Origin of the sequence: Bacteroides pyogenes (assembly GCF_014196225.1) — a bacterium.
GTDB lineage: Bacteria > Bacteroidota > Bacteroidia > Bacteroidales > Bacteroidaceae > Bacteroides > Bacteroides pyogenes_A.
This window is the reverse complement of the sequence record NZ_JACIDI010000018.1, coordinates 22,890-43,701: the sequence shown is the minus strand read 5'-3', so window position 1 is coordinate 43,701 and position 20,812 is coordinate 22,890. Positions and strand designations below refer to the sequence as shown.

16 protein-coding genes and 1 pseudogene are annotated in these 20,812 nt (G+C 46.8%); 7 read left to right on the top strand and 10 right to left on the bottom strand.

Annotated features, from left to right (window positions below):
• Position 1: 1 nt before the first annotated feature.
• On the top strand, positions 2-445 hold the full coding sequence (locus GGR07_RS11310; RefSeq protein WP_034543006.1) for a GNAT family N-acetyltransferase: 444 nt from the start codon (positions 2-4) through the stop codon (positions 443-445).
• A 43-nt stretch (positions 446-488) separates the two neighbouring features.
• Here the strand turns inward: GGR07_RS11310 and GGR07_RS11305 are convergent, their stop codons facing one another.
• From GGR07_RS11305 to GGR07_RS11295, 3 genes are all read right to left on the bottom strand, one after another.
• On the bottom strand, positions 489-1,670 hold the full coding sequence (locus GGR07_RS11305; RefSeq protein WP_034543007.1) for a site-specific integrase: 1,182 nt from the start codon (positions 1,668-1,670) through the stop codon (positions 489-491).
• Between the two features lie 5 nt (positions 1,671-1,675).
• Positions 1,676-2,905, bottom strand: a complete 1,230-nt coding sequence (locus GGR07_RS11300) for a site-specific integrase (RefSeq protein WP_034543008.1) — start codon at positions 2,903-2,905, stop codon at positions 1,676-1,678.
• A gap of 428 nt (positions 2,906-3,333) precedes the next feature.
• A complete protein-coding gene (locus tag GGR07_RS11295; RefSeq protein WP_021646131.1) occupies positions 3,334-5,265 on the bottom strand; it encodes an NAD(+) synthase in 1,932 nt (643 codons plus the stop codon).
• Positions 5,266-5,428: 163 nt separating this feature from the next.
• Here GGR07_RS11295 and GGR07_RS11290 point away from each other — a divergent pair, with 163 nt between their 5' ends.
• The 3 genes and pseudogenes from GGR07_RS11290 to GGR07_RS11280 all read left to right on the top strand — a co-directional run bounded on the left by GGR07_RS11290 (position 5,429) and on the right by GGR07_RS11280 (position 6,981).
• Positions 5,429-5,842, top strand: coding sequence for a Fur family transcriptional regulator (locus GGR07_RS11290; protein WP_034543009.1), 414 nt, complete (start codon positions 5,429-5,431; stop codon positions 5,840-5,842).
• Between the two features lie 132 nt (positions 5,843-5,974).
• Positions 5,975-6,118, top strand: a pseudogene (locus GGR07_RS11285) (NADH peroxidase); the annotation flags it as partial.
• Between the two features lie 224 nt (positions 6,119-6,342).
• Complete coding sequence (locus GGR07_RS11280) at positions 6,343-6,981, top strand: SagB/ThcOx family dehydrogenase (protein ID WP_021646128.1); 639 nt, start codon at positions 6,343-6,345, stop codon at positions 6,979-6,981.
• Positions 6,982-7,115: 134 nt separating this feature from the next.
• Here GGR07_RS11280 and GGR07_RS11275 read toward each other — a convergent pair whose 3' ends face one another.
• From GGR07_RS11275 to GGR07_RS11255, 5 genes are all read right to left on the bottom strand, one after another.
• Positions 7,116-7,580: a thioredoxin family protein gene (locus tag GGR07_RS11275; RefSeq protein WP_021646127.1), complete on the bottom strand. Its 465-nt coding sequence runs from the start codon at positions 7,578-7,580 to the stop codon at positions 7,116-7,118.
• A 12-nt stretch (positions 7,581-7,592) separates the two neighbouring features.
• Complete coding sequence (gene trxA / locus GGR07_RS11270; RefSeq protein WP_021646126.1) at positions 7,593-7,889, bottom strand: thioredoxin; 297 nt, start codon at positions 7,887-7,889, stop codon at positions 7,593-7,595.
• 200 nt (positions 7,890-8,089) lie between these two features.
• Complete coding sequence (locus GGR07_RS11265; RefSeq protein ID WP_122056564.1) at positions 8,090-10,249, bottom strand: S46 family peptidase; 2,160 nt, start codon at positions 10,247-10,249, stop codon at positions 8,090-8,092.
• Positions 10,249-12,408, bottom strand: coding sequence for a S46 family peptidase (locus GGR07_RS11260; protein ID WP_034543011.1), 2,160 nt, complete (start codon positions 12,406-12,408; stop codon positions 10,249-10,251). The genes GGR07_RS11265 and GGR07_RS11260 overlap by 1 nt, the downstream gene beginning before the upstream one ends.
• A 33-nt stretch (positions 12,409-12,441) precedes the next feature.
• The gene (locus tag GGR07_RS11255) at positions 12,442-13,686 is read right to left on the bottom strand and encodes an anaerobic sulfatase-maturation protein (protein ID WP_021646122.1); all 1,245 of its coding nucleotides are present in this window, start codon (positions 13,684-13,686) and stop codon (positions 12,442-12,444) included.
• Positions 13,687-13,837: 151 nt separating this feature from the next.
• Here GGR07_RS11255 and GGR07_RS11250 point away from each other — a divergent pair, with 151 nt between their 5' ends.
• On the top strand, positions 13,838-14,584 hold the full coding sequence (locus GGR07_RS11250) for a DUF4369 domain-containing protein (RefSeq protein ID WP_021646121.1): 747 nt from the start codon (positions 13,838-13,840) through the stop codon (positions 14,582-14,584).
• A gap of 63 nt (positions 14,585-14,647) precedes the next feature.
• On the opposite strand, the gene GGR07_RS11245 is transcribed toward GGR07_RS11250, so the two are convergent.
• Entirely contained in the window at positions 14,648-15,406 is a 759-nt protein-coding gene (locus tag GGR07_RS11245) for a lysophospholipid acyltransferase family protein (RefSeq protein ID WP_122056565.1), read from the bottom strand.
• 122 nt (positions 15,407-15,528) lie between these two features.
• Between GGR07_RS11245 and GGR07_RS11240 the strand changes: the two genes are divergently transcribed.
• Complete coding sequence (locus tag GGR07_RS11240) at positions 15,529-16,785, top strand: exonuclease SbcCD subunit D (protein ID WP_021646119.1); 1,257 nt, start codon at positions 15,529-15,531, stop codon at positions 16,783-16,785.
• Entirely contained in the window at positions 16,782-19,646 is a 2,865-nt protein-coding gene (locus GGR07_RS11235; RefSeq protein ID WP_021646118.1) for an AAA family ATPase, read from the top strand. The genes GGR07_RS11240 and GGR07_RS11235 overlap by 4 nt, the downstream gene beginning before the upstream one ends.
• On the opposite strand, the gene GGR07_RS11230 is transcribed toward GGR07_RS11235, so the two are convergent.
• The gene (locus GGR07_RS11230) at positions 19,630-20,796 is read right to left on the bottom strand and encodes a metallophosphoesterase (RefSeq protein WP_021646117.1); all 1,167 of its coding nucleotides are present in this window, start codon (positions 20,794-20,796) and stop codon (positions 19,630-19,632) included. The genes GGR07_RS11235 and GGR07_RS11230 overlap by 17 nt on opposite strands.
• Positions 20,797-20,812: the final 16 nt, after the last annotated feature.

Genomic DNA, 20,812 nt, shown 5'->3' with positions numbered 1-20,812 from the left:
TATGACCATAGAGTATTTCCCCTCCAATAAATCACGAACAGATGAACTTATTGATTCTTTGATAAGTGTATGGGAGAGAGCTGTTCGAGCAACTCATCTTTTTCTAACGGAGCAAGATATTCAGAATCTTATTCCTCACGGTCGAAGAGCATTGAGTGTGGTTGATTTGTTTGTCGTGAATGACAATGAATGCCCCATTGCGTTTATGGGTATCTCGGACGACAAGATAGAAATGCTGTTTGTTTCGCCTGATTATTTCAGAAAAGGCATAGGGAAAAGACTTATTCGATTAGCCATTGACGAATGCAAAATACGCTATATTGATGTAAACGAGCAAAATCCCAATGCACTCACATTTTATCAGAAAATGGGATTTCAAGTTTTTGAGAGAACAGAAACGGACGAACTTGGTAATCCTTTTCCAATACTTAAAATGAAACTATAAAGAGAAAGAGTTTGCTCCTCGCTAATGGGCAAACTCTTCGCATTTAATTCGACATACTCTTTGGTTGTATCAACTTCTCCATATCGTTTGCAATCTTTTGGTCAGTGATTTGAGCGTAGATTTGCGTGCTGGCAATGGATGAATGCCCCATCATCTTGGTAATGCTCTCCATCGGAATACCAGCCTCCAAAGTCAGCGTACCGAAGCTATGGCGGGCACAGTGCCAAGTTAGCGGAGTTCGAATGCCACACGCCAAGCCCACGGCTTTGAGATGGGTAAGTAGTTTGCCTTTGCTCATCGTATCGGGAAATACCTTGTAATCCCCCTTGCTCTCTTTGATGTAAAGAGAAAGTATCTGCTCCGCTATCGGATGCAAGGGTATCAAACTCTCCACTTCCGTTTTCTGTCTTGCCTTACGGATATACCGCTTCCCCTCGCTGTTCGTTTCGATTTGCGAAGCTCGGAGGCTCTGCAAGTCGGCGAATGCCAACCCCGTAAAGACAGAGAAAAGAAACATCCTTCGGCTTAGTTCCGCTCCCTCATCTTGCAATGGGAATGCCAAGAGCTTAACTATATCTCCTTTGCCTAGGAAACGAGGTTTATTCTCCACGGCTTCATACTTCATCCCCTCAAATGGATTGAAGCGGATAGTCCCTTGACCAACGGCTCGATACATCAACCGACTCAACCAGCACAAATGCCTGTTTATCGTTGCAGGGGCATAGCCTTCCTTCTTCAAATGGAAGCGATAATCATCAAAGAACTCTATCGTTAGAGCCGTTAGAGAAATATCCTCTTCGCCACGATTTCGCACAAAAGCATTGAGCTGTTTATCGGAACTTCGATTGTTGCTATACGTTCCCTTACTCTTGCTTTCTCTTTGGGCATTGAGTTCCTCTGTACTAAGGGCAAGAAGTGTCGTTGGATTCCGTCCGATGCCTTGTAAGTAGTTCTTCAGAAGCTCGGCACTCACTGCTCCATATTTGTAGAGCAAAGTATTGTAACCTTGTTCGATTTCTTCCTGAAAGTTTTTCAGGCGTTGATTGGTTTTCTTGTCCGTTGTTTCTCCTCGCTTCGCACACCAACCGTGGGGAACAATGCTTTCGCCTGTGGTTATTACCACGTTTGAACCATCAATAGTAATACGACAAAGGATGGCTGTTGTGCCGTCTGCTTTCGTTTTATTCTTATTGATATAGAATAGAATTTTGAATGTACTACGCATAAGGCTTATAGAGTTAAGGTTAAGTTTTCGGTGAAAGAGAGAAATCGCTCGAACTCATCGAAGAGCTTTTTCGGGGTGACGTGGGCGTATCGTTCGGTCGTTTGGATGTTGCTATGCCCCAGCATTCGGCTGACCGTCTCGATGGGAACACCTCGCTCCAATGTTATTAGCGTGGCAAAGGTGTGCCTCCCGACATGTGCCGAAAGGGGAATAGAAATGCCAGCCCGAAGTTGTAAGGCTTTGATTTGGGTAAGATAAGCCGAATAGGCAATGGGAGCAAAGAGCGTGTTTCGTTCGTCAGATTGAAAATGCTCTATCAAGTGTACGGCTTCAGGCAAGAGCTTTACACGACAAAGCGTATCGGTCTTTTGTCTGCGGAACTTCAGCCACAACGCCCCCTCATCGTCCGTAAAGAGATGCTCCCGACCAAGGGCGACCATATCGCAATAGGCGACCCCCGTAAAGCAAGAAAAGAGAAAGAGATTGCGAGCAGTCTCCAACTCTATTTCATGCGGTTCAAAAATCAAGGCTTGCAACTTATCCAATGAAGCTCTGTCCAACGCACGAGGTTGTTTGTTCTCTCCTCGTTCTATCTCTACGTGAGCGAATAGTTGTCGCTCTGTCAAGCCCTCACGATACGCCAAGCGGCAGACTTTCTTCACCGCCAAAGCCATCTTACGATAATGACCTTGCGAATGCCCCAGCTTCCCAACAGAATAATGTTGCAAGCATTCCAAGAAATCTTCCTCTATCTGTCCGAAAGAAATATCTGTCGTGTGGTACTTCTCGCTGATAAAGGCTTGCAAGTGCTTACGAGTAGTGTAGTAACTGTTTAAAGTCGTCGCCTTTATTTCTATACCCACCTTTTGCTTCATCTCCTTGACCATTCGGTCGTATCGTTCCAAAAAGGTGATTTGAGTTTGCATACTTCCTTGGAACTGCTCTTTGATGTCTGTCGCTGTAAAGAAAATCCCTCGCTCATAAAGAACTCTATAAGCCGACTGTACCGAGAGAAGCAAGCGTTCCAACTTGCTATTCGTTGCCACTGCTTCACGGCTTTTGCCGTTCAGTCTGCTCTCACGAGCATTCCACAGCTTGGGGTCGCATGAAAGCTTGCAACTAAATTGGGCTATTGTTCGCCCATAGGTTATTCGTCCCATTATCGGGGCTTGCCCCGACTTGTCCAATCCGCTCTTTTTCAGGTAGAGCAAAACCTTGAATTTTTCTTTTTGCATACGCTTCTGTTTTTATGGGCAAAGTTACCCGTTATCGAAGCGTTTTAAGCTACGCAAAACATTGTAATACAAAGCATAAGCACCGAAATAAAGGCACGGTGAGTTACCGAACACTCTTCTGTCAGTTACCTTCTCTTACCTCTTCGTTACCATTAGAGAAATGGACTAACGATTTGGTAACGGAACTTCTGCATAAATCCACATCTTCTGCACTTTATCCCTCAATGCAAACCACCGAGACATGGCGCAAATCGCCCTCATTTCCATTCACTTACCTCTCATCCTCTCTCTAATGCCCTTTCCGCTGATAGTTCCCAGCATGAAACAAAAGTTTCCCCAGTGGGAAAAAATAGTTTCCCCGATGGGAAAAAACTGAAACTTCCGATAATTGGTTTATAAATGCCACGGCCTACCGGATTCGGCACGCTTTAAGTCCTCTCAAACTCCACATCTTTCAGCCAGATTGCGGCGCTTGCGTCGCTGGGCATCCGCCAGTCGCCGCGCGGACTCAGTGAGATGCTTCCTACTTTAGGGCCGTCGGGCAGACAAGAACGTTTGAACTGTTGACTGAAGAAACGGCGCAGGAAGGTAGAAAGCCATTTCCTGACAGTCGGTTCGTCGTAGCTGCCTTTGAACGCCATTGTTGTCAGATAGCAAATCTTCGAAGGGCGGAAGCCGAAACGCATGAAGTAATAAAGGAAAAAATCGTGCAGTTCGTAAGGGCCTACCAAGTCTTCCGTCTTTTGGCTGATTTCTCCGTTCTCATCCGCCGGAATCAATTCGGGGCTGATGGGCGTATCCGCAATATCGAGGAGGGTCGTCCGCGTAGTGGCCTCCATCTCGTTTTCGGCCACCCATTGTACCAGATATTTTACCAACGTCTTCGGAATGCTTGCATTGACGCTGTACATCGACATGTGGTCGCCGTTGTATGTAGCCCATCCCAGTGCCAGCTCAGACAAGTCGCCCGTCCCTATCACTATTCCGTTCGTTTGGTTGGCTACGTCCATCAAAATCTGTGTACGTTCGCGTGCTTGGGCATTCTCATACGTTGTGTCGTGTACACGGATGTCATGCCCGATATCTTTGAAATGTTGGATGCAGGCTTCTTTGATGCTGATTTCCCGAATCGACACCTCCGATGAGCGCATCAGCTCGATGGCGTTGTGGTAAGTGCGGTCGGTTGTTCCGAATCCAGGCATCGTGATTCCGATGATTCCCCTGCGCGGGAGTTTCAGCTTGTCGAAAGCTTTTATGCAGACAAGCAGTGCCAATGTGGAATCGAGTCCGCCGGATATGCCGACAACCACCTGCTTCGCTCCGATATGTACCAACCGTTGCGCCAGCCCCGCTACCTGAATGGAGAAAATCTCCCGGCAACGATCGTCCAGTTCGGATCCCTTGGGCACGAACGGGTGCGGGTCGAACTCCCGAGTCAATATCAGTTCCTTACTGTTTACGAGTTCGGTAGGAATTAAAACAGCTTTGCGCCCTTCCAAATTCGCCTGATTGGCGGCGAAAGTGGTATTCACTCTTCGTTCCGCCCGTATGCGTTCCACATCGATTTCGCTGATTATCAACTGTTCTTCCATGCTGAATCGTTCGCTTTGCGCCAGAAGGGAACCGTTCTCGTAAATCATTCCGTTGCCGGCGAAAACGATGTCGGTGGTAGATTCGCCGAATCCGCAGGATGAAAACACGTATCCTGCGATGCAACGCGCCGATTGCTGGCTGATGAGTGAACAAAGGTACCGATGCTTTCCGATGCTTTCGTTATCGGCAGATAAGTTGAACAAAATCTCTGCGCCTTGCAATGCGAGCGAGGAGCTGGGCGGTATCGCCGACCAGAGGTCCTCGCATATCTCTATGGCGAATTTGACATTCGATGTTTCGAAAATCAGGTTAGGCCCGATGGGAACAGTCTGTCCGAAGAGGCGTACGTTTTCTTCACTGAGTTGAGCGGCCGAAGTAAACCAGCGCTGTTCATAGAACTCCTTATAATTGGGCAGATAAGTTTTGGCCGCTATGCCCAGCACTTTCCCTCTCTGAATCACTACGGCCGCATTGATTACCGTTGAGTTGACGACAACCGGCATGCCCACGATGGCGATAATGTCGAGCTGGCGGGTGTTGCTCAGAATCTGCATAAGCCTGCGCTCGGCTTCTTCAAGCAGAAGTTGCTGTCCGAACAAATCGCCGCAGGTATATCCGGTGATGCTCAACTCCGGAAATGCGATTATCTCTACTCCTTTGCCTTCGGCTATGGCAATCAGGCTTTCAATTCTCTCCGCATTGAATTTGCAGTCGCCCACTTTCACCTGTGGAATGGCTGCGGCTACTTTAACGAATCCGTAATTCATCTTATTCTTTGTTTAGATACTCATGCAAAAATAGGAAATAGTTTCGCCGGACCGAACTATTATTGAAAAAAAACGGGTTTGTTTGCAAATAAAACCGAGAATTTCTACATTTGCATTAGATAAATAATTGTAATTAATACAACTCTGTAAAGGAGGGAGGAAGATGAAAGCGTACGACCGGCTGCTGGCACATAACATAAAGCCTTCCATGCAGCGTATCGCTATTATGGGATATCTGATGGACAACCGGACACATCCTTCGGTTGATGAAATATATACTGCCTTGTCTCCTTCTATGCCTACACTATCGAAAACAACCGTTTATAATACTTTGAAACTGTTTTCGGAGCAGGGAGTTGCATCGATGCTTACGATCGATGACCGGAATACGAACTTCGATGCGGATACTTCGCCCCATGCTCATTTCCTCTGCAAGAAATGCGGCCGGATTTACGATCTGGATTGTCCCGATTTTATGAAAGAATCGGAAAGTCGGGAAATAGACGATCATCAGGCAATGGAAGTCCACCTTTATTATAAAGGTATATGTAAGAATTGCTTAAGAAAAGATATATAAGGGTAATTGACTAATTAATTTAAAATTCTGAGAAAATGAAAAAGTTTAGATATACTGTCTGCGGCTATGTTCACGAAGGTGACGCTGTCCCTGAGAAACGTATGTAAGCCGAGCAAGGTGCATGTGAAGATAGATAAGAAACGAATCGTTACCCGTGCCAAGGCTTTGAATTTGGATGCCATCCACGATACGGTACATGAGATGTGCAAGGACGAAGCCCGTCACGGTAAAGGTTTTGAAGGACTTTACAACCGTTATTTCGGTGATAAGAAATAATCAGCTTTATAAGAGACTTTAAAGAGACTGTCTGACAAGTTCTCAGTTAACAATTTCACCTCTGCTCCGGATTATAATCTTGGCGGAGGTGAAATTTTATTTTCGAGAATTGGCCGGACATTTTTTATTTTGGCTTTAAACGTGCTTAGTATATTTTTATGGAGTGTGTTTATAAATAGATTTTTTCGGCTATATTTGTCTGTCAACCATAAAATAGTACGATCATGAGAAAATTACAGCTGTTTTTGTTGGGTTCGGTGTTTTCTCTTGCGGCGGCTTTTGCTGCCGATAAGGTGATTGAACTCCCTAAGCCGAACCTGAACCGTGGAGGTACGGTAATGAAAGCATTGTCCGAGCGTCAATCCACACGCGAGTATGCATCGAAAGCATTGAGTCTGTCCGATCTTTCCGATTTGCTGTGGGCAGCCAATGGAGTGAATCGTCCTGCTTCGGGCAAACGTACGGCCCCCTCGGCAATGAATAAGCAAGAAGTCGACATCTATGTGGTATTGCCTCAAGGCAGTTATTTGTACGATGCCAAGAGTCATCGCCTGCATTTGGTGGCCGAAGGCGATCATCGCGGAGCGGTTGCCGCAGGACAGGATTTTGTAAAGACGGCTCCCGTGTCATTGGTTTTAGTAAGCGATATTGCCCGTTTCGGCGATGCGGGCAATACGCGTTATCAATTGATAGGAGCTATGGACGCAGGGATTGTATCGCAAAACATTTCTGTGTTTTGTGCTGCGGCGCATCTGGCCACTGTTCCCCGTGCCACAATGAATGATACCGCTTTACGGACTGTTTTAAAACTGAGAAAGGGGCAGATGTTGATGTTGAATCATCCGGTGGGATACTTCAAGTAGCCCGGTCGGGCGCTTTCCTCGTCAGCGATACCGGAAAAGAAGAAGCGGACCGATACAGGGCCCGTCAGCGAGAGTCTCCTCTCTCGTGAGGGTTTCGTACCGATCCGCATTCGCTGATGACTAACCTTTTATTCTTATTTCAACAAGAAGCTATCTATTGCTTTTTTGTAAGCATCTTTGCTTGCCGCGCCACGCATAAGTTGGGGCTCGCCTTTCATGGGGATGAACACGAAAAGCGGAATGCTTGTGGCGTTAAACAGCGATGCCAACTCTCTTTGCTTGTCGACATTTACCTTATAGATAACGATTTTCCCGGCATATTCTTTTGCCAACTCTTTCATGATGGGAGCTACCTGACGGCAAGGGCCGCACCAGTCGGCGTACAAATCTATAATGGCGGGTTTATTGCCCTGATATTTCCAGTCTTTGGATTTCTCGTAATTGAACACCTCTTTCAGAAACATCGCTTTGTCCATTTGGATTACTTCGCTGTTGCTTACGGTTCCTTTTTTATGTTGCGGGTTTTGTGCCTGAACATCTCCTGCATACCCCAATGTGCAGATTATCCCGAACACAATTCCTGCTAAGATCTTTTTCATATTTTTGATGTTTTAATAGTTTTGTTCGATTACATTTTTCAGTTCTTTGGCTTGTACGACACCCGAATGCTTCCATACTGCCCGACCGTTTTTAAATAATATGAACGTGGGAACAGCTTGTATGCGGTGTTGTATGGCCAGTTCTCTGTGTTGGTCGACATCTATCTTCACGATGCGGGCATTATCTCCGACCATTGATTTTACTTCTTCCAAGACGGGTTTCATTGCTTTGCACGGGCCGCACCATTCTGCAAAGAAGTCTATTAAAACGGGAGTCGGCGACTTTATTAAATCTTCAAATTTTTCCATAATCTATCCTTTCTAAATTGTATTTTGCCTTATCGGGCTGTTGGTTCAAATCTCTGTTTTGATATAACGGAGATGTTTGTTTTTTTGTTCATCGCCAAAACAGATAAAGAAAAAGAAAGACGCATATTTCCGCAGACCGGGGCACGTTGATGATGCGTGCTCCGGAATACGAAATATGCGTCCCAATCTTTTCTTGTTTGTTAGTCTTCAATAGACAGCTCATCGATGAGATGAGAAGCGCCTGCAAACTTGTCGATGATGAATAATGTGTATCTGATATCCACACAGGCAGCCCGCTGCGAAGAAGGACGGAAAGCAATGTCTCCGGTAAGGCCTTCATAATTCCGGTCGAATCCGGTTCCTATCAATTGCCCTTTACTGTTGAACACCGGACTTCCGGAGTTTCCTCCCGTATTGTCCGTGTTGACGATAAAGCAAACAGGCATTTCACCGTTTTTGCCGTAGCGTCCGTAATCTTTCGCCTTATATAGTTCTTTGAGCTTCTGCGGAACCACAAATTCCCAATTATCGGGATCTTCCTTTTCCATTACGCCTTTCAGCGTAGTATGTGCTTCGTACACCATTCCGTCGGCAGGTTCGTACGGAAGTACCCGTCCGTAGGTGAGGCGTAGCGTAGAGTTTGCGTCCGGATAGATGGCAATTCCTTTCTCCTGTCTCAAATCCATCATCCCTTTTACCCATACTTTGTGGGCGGCATTGTAGTGTTCGTTGGCCGCCTTCATGGCGATGGCGGTGTTCAATATACCATCGGTTATGGAGTGTTTGAACAACACCATCCAGTCGTGGGTTATTTTATACAAGTTCGGCTTTCGGATGAATTTGTCGAAGTTCGCCCGGTTACCGAAAATCGAGTGTTCGAAACACGCGTCGATGAATGCGTCGCTATCCCCTTTGAAGCGTTTGTTTATGACTTCGAAGATCGTGATTCGTTGCGTTGCAGGGATGTATCCGGCATACGTTTTCAACATTTCTTTACCCACCATACGTTCCACTTCGGGGAACGGCACGGAAGCGAAGAACTTCTCGCCCTCTTCTTTCAATTTTACCGTTGCCGCTTGTATCTTTTGCTTGTCTTTCGCTTTCAAAGCTGCGGCTAAGGTTGCCGTTGAGGGAATACGCATAAAATCGAGCGCCGTAACCAACGCTTCGTTTATTGCTTGCTGATGGTATAAAGCATCACGCCGTTGCGCCACGATCGAGCGTATTTCATCGAATGCTTTCCGGTAAGAGTCGTCTCCTTTGGCACGACCGTGAGCCAACAGCTCTTCTTGCTGCGCCCGCTTCGTGTCGAGTACCTTTAGTCGCACCAGTCCTTCGTTCATGCCGATGGCATTTTTCCAGTAATTGGCTGAAGAAGCGTATTTACTGGCGTAATGAATACGTACGGCAGGGTCTTTCAGCATTTGTTCCATCAGAACTTTTTGGCGGACATCGCGAACGTGGTGGCGCATGAAATTGGTGGTTTGCATCCGTTCTTCCACTTCGTCGGAAATCATGTACCGCCAGTTACGTCCGGGGAAGCCCATGACAAAAGTAAAATCGCCCTCCTGCACGCCGGCAAGGCTTATCTTTAAATGTTTCTTCACCTTTAAAGGAACGTTCTCTTTGGAGTATGGAGCCGGTTTGCCGTTCTTGTCGGCATAAATTCGGAATAGAGAGAAATCTCCCGTATGGCGCGGCCACATCCAGTTGTCCGTGTCCGCCCCGAACTTGCCGATCGAAGAAGGCGGGGCGCCTACCATGCGTATATCACTGTACACCGTTTTCACGAAGAGGTAGTATTTATTTCCTCCGTAGAATGCTTTCAATTCCAGCTTAGTGGCAGGAGTCACTTCTATGTTTTCCGCTTTTGCGAAGCGTTGGGCTACCGTGTTCAGGTACGTTTGCGACAGATAGTTGGTACCTTCCGGATCTTCGTCTTTCTTCAACTGCTCGTTGACGTAGTCGGTCACGTCGAGAATACGGTCGATGAAAGTGACGGTCAGTCCCGGTGTCGGAAGTTCCGCGTCGCGATTCATCGCCCAAAAACCATCCGTCAGGTAATCATGTTCCACATTGCTGTGTTGTTGGATGGCTCCGTAACCGCAATGATGATTGGTCAATACCAATCCTTCGGAAGAGATGACTTCTCCCGTACAACCGCTTCCGAAGTGTACAACCGCGTCTTTCAGCGAAAGTCCGTTCGCATTGTATACTTCTTCGATAGGAAGCTCAAGTCCCAGTTCCCTCATGGCAACCGCGTTCTGCGCCTTCAGGTCGGTCAGCATCCACATCCCTTCGTCGGCGTGGATGCTGAGGGTTGCCAATGAAAAAAGTGTAAATAATACTTGTTTCTTCATTATTCTACAATAGTCATTTCATTAATAAGATGTCCGCAATTGCCCAATTTTTCGAGAATAAACAGTACATAGCGGATATCCAGATTGATACAACGCTGAAGATTGTTGTCGAAGTTGATATCGCCGCTCAGCGACTCCCAGTTGCCGTCGAAGGCACAACCGATCAGTTCGCCGTTTTCATTGAGAACGGGACTGCCGGAGTTGCCGCCCGTGATGTCGTTGGTGGACAGGAAGCAGACAGGCATTTCACCGTTTGGCAGGGCGTACCGGCCGAAGTCTTTCTTCTCGATTAGTTCTTTCAGTTTGGCAGGAACCACAAATTCACGGTTTTCGGGATTTTCTTTTTCAAGAATACCGTTGGCCGTTGTGTAGTATTTGTAATGCACTCCGTCTTTCGGGCTATACGATTTCACGTTTCCATAAGTCAGGCGCAGTGTGAAGTTCGCATCCGGATACGATGGGGCGGGAAGTTTCATTTCGCCCAGTCCGCGGATGTATGCTTTGTGCAGTAAGTCCAATTCTTTTTTCGGCTCTTTCAATTGTCCGGCAAGTTTGTCGTATAATTCGTTTTTGGAGGCCGCATACTGCAATGACACGTCTTCATCGATTGCCTTCACCGACGGATTTTTCATGAATTTATCGAAGTTTGCGCGATTGGCAAAGATAGAATTGTCGTACATCTCGTCGATGAATGTATCGTAATTCCCTTTATACTTCTGTTCAATCACTTTGTAGATGGAAGGACGACGCTCTGCAGGAACCATTTCCGCATAAAGCGGAATCAATGCTTTCGCTACTTTCCGGTCTACCTCATGGTCGTAATCTTTGTTGTGAATGGTTTCGAAGATTTCCGGCAGGTGTTTCAGTCGTGCCTGTATCAACGAGTCGTTTTTTTCGGCCAATGCCTTCCGCAGTTTTTCCAAAGTGATGTTACCGAATTCGATACCTCTGTAGAAGACTTCCGATAAAGTTGTCAGTTGATATTTAACAGGGGCGGTTTTTGCCACCATTTCGTCGATTTTCTTTACCACATCGATATATTCCGGCTTGTTTTGCGCTTGGGCAAATTCGGCGAACTTGGCTTCCTGTCCGGCTTTTGTGCCCAATACGTCGTTGCCGACGATGGCTTTGTTCATGCCGATCGAATTTTTCCAGTAGTTGCTCGAACCGGCATATTTGTTGGCGTATTGGATACGTGTTTTGTCGCTGGCGTTCATCGCTTCCTTCAGCACCGCCAGGCGAGCGCCCCGTACCCGTATGCGGGGTTCGTTTTCGGCTTCCATGCGTTCTTTTACTTCCGATACGGTAAGATAACGGCTGGTGCTTCCGGGAAATCCCATCACCATGGCATAATTCCCTTCCTTTATTCCTTTGAGCGAAATAGTCAGATGCTTTTTGGTCTTCAGCGGTGTGTTGCTTGCGCTATATTCCGCCGGTTCTCCATTGGCATCCGCATAAACGCGAAAGATGGAAAAGTCTCCTGTATGGCGCGGCCACATCCAGTTGTCGGTTTCGCCGCCGAATTTGCCGACCGATGAAGGGGGAGCCGCCACCATCCGGATATCCGTGTACACCTTTTTATAGAACAAGTAAAATTTGTTTCCGGCATAGAAAGGAAGCGCTTGCGGTACAATGCCTGTTTTACCCTTCAGGTCGCTCTTTTCATGAAGTTCTTCAGCCAGTTTTTTCAGAAACGTGCCGCCGAACGATTCGGATTCGGTAATCTCTTTAGCCGCTATTTTGGCGTTCACGATATCGGTAATATCTTCGATCCGTTCGATGAAAACGAATTTGAGTCCCGGCGTAGGCAATTCCCGTTCTCTTGAGGTAGCCCAGAATCCATCGCTCAGATAATCGTGTTCTACACTGCTGTGTTGTTGGATCGATGCGTACCCGCAATGATGGTTTGTCAGTATCAATCCTTCCGGAGAGATGATTTCTCCGGTACATCCGCCTCCGAAGATGCCGACGGCGTCTTTCAGAGACACGCCGTTCGGATTGTACAAATCGCCGGCTTCCAGCTTTAATCCCTGTTTTTTCATCAGGTCGATGGAATGCTGCTCTTGCATCAATTGCAGCAACCACATCCCCTCGTCCGCTTTTGCGGAGCACGCTATCAGCGCTGTGAGCGCCAACACATAAAGTCTTAGTCTGTTCATTGGTCTTTATTAGCAGTTAAAAAAATAGATATATTAATTGTTTATTTTCAAGGTTCCTTTTTTTAGGGCCTCCATAATATTGGCGGGAGGACGTTGATTCATCAATTCGTTTTTCATGAAGTCCATGTATGGAGCTACATGATGGAAGAATTGATAATACCCTTTGCACAGGTAGTTCAGTCCGGGTTGTCCGTCTGCCGTCCGGTTGAAGCGGTTTTTCGGGCATTCTCCGTTGCAGGCAAATAAATATTCGCATTCTTTGCATGGAGTGGGGAGCGATTCATATTTCATCCTGCCGAAATGTTGCTGCCGGTCGCCGTGCATCATTTCCACCAAAGTGCGGCTGTATATGTTTCCTAATTTATATTCCGGAAAAACAAAGTGGTCGCATGAATAAACGTCTCCGTTGAATTCCATCACGCCCGCATGCCCGCAGGTCTTTGCCATGGTGCATACGCCGGGTTGCTCGCCCATCCAGTTGGCAAGAGTCGAGTCGAACAGCTGTATGTAGTACTTGCCTACATCTTCTTTCACCCATTCGTCGAAAATAGTACAGAGGAAATTTCCCCACTGTTCGGGAGTAACCGAAAAGTCTGCAAGCTTCCCTTCTTTATCTTCCGACGGAGAGGCGAGATGTCGTCCGTCTTCGTGTGTAAAAATACGCTCCACAATTGGTGTAAACTGGATATAACGGCAGTCTATCTCTTTGAAGAAACGATAAAAGTCGAGCGGGTAGTCGGCATTGAAATCGTTGATTACCGCCATTGCGTTCCATTCTACCCCGTGTTTCTTCAGGAGCCGGATTCCTTGCATCACTTTCACAAAAGAGGGTTTCCCCTGCCTGTTTTTGCGATATTCGTCGTGAAACTCCTGCGGTCCGTCGATAGAGATCCCTACCAGCCAGTTGTTTTCGCGGAAAAATTCGCACCATTCGTCGGTGAGCATCGTTCCGTTGGTTTGGATACAGTTGTCGATCGTGCGTCCGCGGGCATATTTTTTCTGGAGCTCCATGGCTTTTTTGTAGAAAGAGAGAGGACGCATAAGCGTTTCGCCGCCATGCCAGGTGAAAAGCACCTGAGGCATGGTTTGCGAGTTGATATACTGGTCGATAAACTTCTCCAGAAGTTCGTCGCTCATCACATGTTTCGGATTTTCTTTATATAGGTTCGCTTTTTCGAGGTAATAGCAATATTTGCATGCAAGATTACATACTGCTCCCACAGGCTTTACCATTACGTAAAGCGGCTTGGCGAAAGGGGCATAAGTGGTTTTTTCCATAACTGCAAATTTAGGTAAAGTAAATGAAATAAATGCCTTTCTTTCTCTGTTTTATAAGTATTATTAAAGAAAAGAGACTTACAAATTTTAAATATTGATAAAATGTTTCTTCATAGTCCGAATCAGTTGTAAATTTGTTCTGGAAATTATTATGAATAAAAGAAACGTGAACAGATTATTCTCTTTTTTATTTCTACTTCCTTTGTTGGCAGCATGCAGCCATACATATAAAATAGAAGGGACTTCTTCCGTCAATCATTTGGACGGAAAAATGATTTATCTGAAAATTTTGCGTGGAGAGGAATGGGTGAAACTTGATTCGGCGGAAGTGATTCACGGGTTGTTTTCAATGAAAGGAAAGATGGATTCCGTGGAGATGGTGTCGCTCTATATGGACGATGAAAGCTTGATGCCGATTGTACTGGAAAAAGGAAAAATAAAGGTCACGATCAGCAATACCGATCTGAAAGCTTCAGGAACTCCTTTGAATACTTCGCTTTATGATTTTATTGCGAAAAGAAATGCAATGGAGGAAAGTCTTCTGGAGCTGGAACAGAAAGAAACCCGCATGGTAATGGAGGGACGCGATCTGGCGGAGATCCACAAACAGTTGGCTGCGGAAAGCGATTCGCTTCTGAACACAATAAATCGGTATGTGAAGAGCTTTATTGCCGAGAATTACGAGACTGTACTGGGCCCTAACGTGTTTATGATGCTGTGCAGCTCTTTACCTTATCCTGTCATGACGCCGCAAATTGATGACATTGTCAAGGATGCTCCCTATTCTTTCAAAAGTAATCCGATGGTGAAGGAGTTTCTGACAAAAGCAAAAGAGAATATGAAGCTCATTGAAGAACATCAGCGAATGGAACAGGCACATTCCGTACAAAAAGAATGAAACGGGAAATCGAAAAGGGTTTCCGCATTGCTCTCAAACACTTCGATTTCCTTTCAAGTTTTCTCAGCGGTCTTGGTCTTCGTTTTTCACCATACCTTTATATCGCTCGGGCAAGCCGCTCTCTACTGCCGCATAAGCTTCCGCCATCGTTGCCCTGATATTCTCCATTCCTTTGCTTTTCGGAGGGATAGGCTTATGTATGGTTAATATCATGCGGTGGCGGTGTATCCATTTTCCGGTACGGGGCAGAATTTCAAACGAACCGTCGATGGTAACCGGTACGACGGCGAGTTGCAGATCGTCCGCCAATTGGAAAGCTCCTTTCTTAAAATATCCCATGTGTCCCGTGAATGTACGTGCGCCTTCGGGAAAAACCACCAGAGATACACCGTTTTTGAGCGATGATTTTGCCTGCCGGATAGTCTCCAATACTTTCTTTGGCCCCGAACGATCGACAAAGATATGTCCGGCGCTCTCGCAGGCTTTTCCTACAAACGGCAGCTTCCTCAGGCTTTTTTTCATCATCCATTTAAAATTCCTTCCGATATAACCGTAGATCAGGAAAATATCGAATGAGCCCTGATGGTTCGGGACGAAGATATACGATGTCTCATCATGCAAATGTTCACGGCCGCGAACTTTCACGGGAATCAGCAAGAAGAAACAAACCAGTTGCGACCAGATTTTTCCCGGATAGTATCCCCATAAATGGGCACCCCCCAGCAGAGAGCCTACAATCGTGATAATTGCCGTTAAAATAGTTAATACCAATAAAATGGGCAGAGCAATGCAAACCTGATATATATAATAAAGAATCTTCATAAGGCAGGATTTTTTATCTGCGCAAAGATAAACGAATCTTCGTAAAAAAAGCAATCGGATGCCTTATAATCTTTTTGTTTGTGCTATTTTTGTCATTTAGTTACAGATAGACTGCAAATGATATGATACGTATATTGCATACTGCCGACTGGCATTTGGGGCAAACTTTCTTCGGTTTCGACCGCACGGAGGAGCATCAGGATTTTCTCGACTGGTTGGCGGAAGAGATTCGCTTGAAAGAAATCAACGCGTTGATTGTGGCGGGAGATGTTTTTGATGTATCCAATCCTTCCGCCTCGTCTCAACGGATGTATTATCAATTTATTCATAGAGTGACGGCGGAGAATCCGAATCTGCAAATCGTTATAGTGGCCGGCAATCACGACTCGGCGGCGCGTCTCGAAGCTCCCTTGCCGTTGTTGCAGGCCATGCGTACGGAAGTGAAGGGAGTGGTGCGAAAGGGGAAAGACGGAGAAATAGATTTCGACCATCTGACGGTAGAGCTTAGAAATCGTCAGGGAGAGACGGAGGTGCTGTGCATGGCTGTCCCCTTTTTGCGGCAGGGCGATTATCCCGCAGTGCAGACAGACGGCAATCCTTATGCGGAGGGAGTGCGCGAGTTTTATAAGCGTTTCTTCCGTTTGTTGTGCGATCGCCGGAAAAAGAATCAGGCCCTTGTTGCAATCGGACATTTACAGACGACGGGATCGGAGATTGCCGAAAAAGATTATAGCGAACGAACAGTGATAGGAGGTTTGGAATGCGTTTCGCCCGACGCTTTCTCCGAGCAGATCGCTTACACGGCTTTGGGTCATATCCATAAATCGCAGCGCGTTTCGGGAAGAGAAAATGTGCGTTATGCGGGGAGTCCTATTTCGATGTCGTTTGCGGAGAAGAACTATCATCATGGAGTGGTGATGGTTACTTTGGACAAAGGTTGTGCATTATCGATAGAACGTCTCGAATATCCGGGAGGAATTCCTCTGGTCAGCGTGCCGGGCGGAGAAGCCGAACCCATAGATTCGGTACTGCAAGCGTTGCATGAGTTGCCCCGGATAGAGGGAACGCCTCCTTATCTGGAAGTGAAAATTCTTTTGGAAGAACCCGAACCTGCATTGAAGCAAGAGGTGGAAGACGCACTTGCGGATAAGAATTACCGTCTGGCGCGTATCGTGAGAACCTTTCACGGTGAGGCTAAAGAAGAAGAGAATGAACAGGAGAAGTGGAAGATAGGGTTGGAGGAAATGTCTCCGTTGCAAATCGCTCGTTCCGCTTTTGAAAAAGTATATCATACGGAAATGCCTGCCGAGTTGACGGGCTTGTTTGAAGAAGTTTATGCGTCGGCTGTACGCAGGCAGGAAGAGGAGGAAGGAAAATGAGAATCATTGCGATACGATTAAAGAATCTGACTTCGATAGAGGGGAGCGTAGAACTCGATTTCACGGCGGAGCCTTTGCGGTCGGCCGGCATCTTTGCAATTTCGGGGCCTACCGGAGCCGGAAAATCGACTTTGTTGGACGCACTGTGTCTGGCATTGTATGATAAGGCTCCCCGTTTCGCCGCTTCGGTAGAAAGCATTGTCCTTGCAGATGTGGGAGAGAATCAGGTAAACCAGTCGGATGTGCGCAACATGCTTCGTCGCGGCACGGGCGACGGATATGCGGAAGTCGATTTTCAAGCTGTGGACGGGCACCGTTACCGGTCGCGTTGGTCGGTAAGGCGGACAAGATACAAAGTAAACGGTTCGCTACAGCCACAAGTGCTGGAGGTGAAGGATCTGGATACCGGAAAGGAATTGCAGGGAACCAAGAAAGAACTGCTGGCACAATTGGTAGAACGGACAGGATTGACATACGAACAGTTTACCCGCACGGTGTTGTTGGCGCAAAATGATTTTGCCACTTTCCTGAAATCTAAAGGAGCGGCAAAAGCCGAATTGTTGGAGAAGTTGACAGGAACAGGCATTTACTCGCTCATTTCACAGGAGGTTTTTGCACGGAACAAGGCTGTTCAAGAGGAAATGGCACTGATTGAAAGTAAAAAGAATGTCATAGAACTGATACCGGAAGAGGAATTGCTTCTATTGCAAAAGGAGAAAGAAACGGAAGGAGAAAAGCGTTCGGAAGGAATCCGGCGATTGGCGGAACTGAACACTCAGTTGACGATAGTAAACTCTTTGAAAACGCAGGAAGCGCTTTGGAAAAAGAAACAGAATGAGGAGCAGGAAGCGCTTGAGAAAAAGGAAAAAGCGCAAGAAGTTCTGAGTGTACGCGAAGAAGAACTTGCTCGTTTCAAAGAACAATGGGAAGCCATACAGCCCGACCTGAGGAAAGCCCGTGAATTGGATGTACAAATCCGGTCGCAGCAGGGAGTGTACGCGCAATCCGAACGGAGTCTGCAAGAGATTTGTTCGCAATTGAAAGCGGGAGAGGCGAAATATCGCTCTTTCGACAAGCAATTGAACGATTCTTACCATGTATTGGGTAATTTGCTGAATCATGGCGGGACGGAAAAGTTGGAGATAGAAGAGGCCGAATCTATTTTGTCGGGTGAAGAAGAACGATTGAAAGAGGAAGAGGCAAAGAGCGAGGCTCTTTTGAGACGGGTAAACGATTTCGGTTATCCGTCGAAAATGGAGGAACGGAACCGGTTGCAGAAAGAATTGGAACGTTTCCGGAATATCCGGAAACTGACGGATACCCGGATGAAAATCGAAGAAGAAAAAAGAAAGCTGGAGAAAGAATCGGGCGAGGTGGCAAGCTGTTTAGCCGAATGTGAGTCTGTTCTCAACACGGTTCAGCGATTTTATGACAATGCCCGTATGGCTGTAGGAAGAGATGTGAAAGCTTTGCGCCGGCAGTTGAAGGAAGGAGAGGCTTGTCCGGTCTGCGGCAGCAAAAATCATCCTTATCATGAAGAATCGGAAGCGGTAGATGCGATTTTCCGGAATATGGAACTAGAATATAAAGCGGCATCGGAGGCTTATCGACGGGCGAATAACCGGAATATTGCCGTGCAGCGCGATTTGGCTCATCAAAAGAAACTGGAAAAGGAGTTGGCGGCGCAATTGGCGTTGTTGCAAGAAGAAGGGGCGAAAAATGTGAGCGAAGATGAACTGAAAACCTGCTTGAACGAATTAGAAAAAAAGATGCTGTCATATCGCAACCTGTATGCCGAATGGCAGCAATCGGATGAACGCCTGAAAAGAAAGCGTGATTATTGCCGGACCCTGCGGACGAATGTTGCTCAGCACCGGTTGTTCGTGCAGCAATCTCTTGCTGCCGGAGAACAATTGTCGCTGTTGCGCCATGCGGCCGCTGCCGAACTTGCTAAGTTTGAGGAAATAGAAAAGGCATTGAACGGCTTGAAGCAGGAGCGTGCCGGTTTACTGAAAGGAAAAGATGCCGATGAAGCGGAAGCCTCAGTGGCTAAAAGAGAGAAAGATTTGACTGTGGCTCTCGATAAAAGCCGGCAGGAAGTGGAGAATGTGCGGAACAAACTTTCCGGTTTGCAGGGAGAAATGAAACAACTATCGGCAGTTATTGACGAACTGAGGGAGCGTCAGAAACGGATCGAGCGGCCCGACAGCCTTGAAGAAGCCATTGGAAAGCAACAAGAAGAAAACCTGCATACGGAACGCGTGCTGTCTGCTATCGAAGCGCGCCTGTTGCAGCAGGCAAAGAACAGGGCAGCTATGGAGACGATAGAGAAGGAACTGGCGGATAAAAGTTTGTCCGCAGAGCGTTGGGCCAAATTGAACAAACTGATCGGCAGTGCCGATGGAGCTAAGTTTAAGGTAATTGCTCAGAGTTACACGTTGAACTTATTGCTTTGGCACGCCAACAAGCATTTGTCTTACCTCTCCAAGCGTTATAAGTTGCAGCAAGTGCCCGAAACCTTAGGGCTTCAGGTGATCGATCGCGATATGTGCGATGAAGTGAGGACAGTATATTCGCTTTCGGGCGGAGAATCCTTTTTGATTTCGCTGGCATTGGCGCTGGGGTTGTCGTCGCTTTCGAGCAACAATTTGACCGTCGAATCTCTTTTCATCGACGAGGGGTTCGGCTCGTTGGATGCCGACACTTTGCGTACCGCTATGGAAGCATTGGAGCAATTGCAGATGCAGGGGCGGAAGATAGGAGTGATTTCGCACGTACAGGAAATGAGCGAACGGATTGCCGTTCAGGTGCAAGTGCAGAAGAAAGCGAATGGGAAAAGCGTGATTACCGTCGTAGGGTAATTACGGTTATCTCGGGCCAGGCGCCGAAGCGGAAGGGAAGGCCTACGTAGCCGATGCCGATATTGACGTAGAGCCCGCGATTCTTTTCCGTATACATGCCGCCCCATTCCGGATAGATATAAGCGGAAGGAGAGTATTCGCCTATTTTCAGCTGCATGGCATGGGTATGTCCCGCCAGCATCAAGTCGATATTCGATTCGGGAAGAACCTCCCGCCTCCAATGTGTCGGATTATGACTCAGAAGAATCTGAAACAAACCTTCAGTGCCTTTTATCGCTTTTTTCAGGTCGCCGTGCTGGGAGAAAGGAGGCTCTCCTTCGTTCTCTACGCCGATAAGCGCGATGCTGTCGGTCCCATGCGTAAGGATGGCATGCGAGTTGTTCAACAGTTTCCATCCCATTTGCTTCTGTCTGCGTTGAAGTTCTTTTAAATTGTTGATTTCATCCTGTTTGTTTTTCCAGCGAAAATAAGGCCCGTAGTCATGATTGCCCAATACAGAGTATACTCCGTCCTTTGCTTTCAGACGGGCTAAAATATTCTGGAAACCGTTGAGCTCTATCGCCCGGTGATTTACCAGATCGCCTGTGAAGACTATCAGATCGGGAGCCTGTGCATTGACTAAATCTACCAGTTTTTCAATGGCGGCACTGTTGTCTTGCCAACTGCCGATGTGAATGTCAGATAGTTGTACGATGCGATATCCGTTGAAACTCTCGGGGAGGAAACCGGAGGAAAAGGTGACTTCTTTCACATCAAATTTTGTACGTCCGATAAACGATCCGTAAAGAATCATGAACACGGAGAGTGTTGCAAGCGTAAGCCCCGTACCTATAAAGGGTGTTCGTGGCAGTCGAAACCATTTATGGAAAGGCATGCCAATCAAAGTACAGATGGCTAAAAGCAATTTGGGTGCCGTAAACAGGAAAAACGCAATAGAGAACCAGCCGATTGCCTGACTATGTTGCTGAATAAAGCCATAATTGGCGAAGCCTACCAGACAAAGCAATCCTGTGGCCAGCAGAAAAGTCGGTATCCAATAGGCTATACGCAACCATCGCTTTCGGGTAATCCGTATAATGAACCGGAAAAATAGAAAGAGATCCGGCATAATAAGGAAAATCAGCAGAAAAAGGAACACACGTTGCAGCATAAATATTGTCAGGAGT